The 272-nt window shown below is 61.4% G+C and carries 1 pseudogene; it reads left to right on the top strand.

From position 1 onward, the window contains the following. A pseudogene (locus AAEY83_RS15065) lies at nucleotides 1-272 on the top strand (hypothetical protein); the annotation flags it as partial.

The following is a 272-nucleotide window of genomic DNA, read 5'->3' as shown; positions in this document are numbered from 1 at the left end:
GACATGTTCCGCGATCCATCGACCCAGGCCGTGTACAGCCTGGATCGGGAAATGGGCATGCAGGTGATCGAAGGGCTGTTCCAGGACGACGCCGTGCGTCAGGCCTCGATCGGCCATCCCAACGAAGCCATGCTGGCGCAGAAATCCCGCGAGCTGCAGCATTCCAACAGCCGTTGGCTGACCGACCTGATTCTTGGCCAGGAACGCACCTTCACCACGCAATTGGTCGGCCGCGGTCCGTACAGCGAATACTACGGCGACCTGAGCATCAC

Origin of the sequence: Psychrobacter sp. TB20-MNA-CIBAN-0197, assembly GCF_040309765.1 — a bacterium.
In the GTDB taxonomy this organism is placed as follows: Bacteria; Pseudomonadota; Gammaproteobacteria; order Pseudomonadales; family Moraxellaceae; genus Psychrobacter; species Psychrobacter submarinus.
The sequence above is the reverse complement of the archived record's forward strand: the minus strand, read 5'-3'. Positions and strand labels throughout refer to the sequence as shown.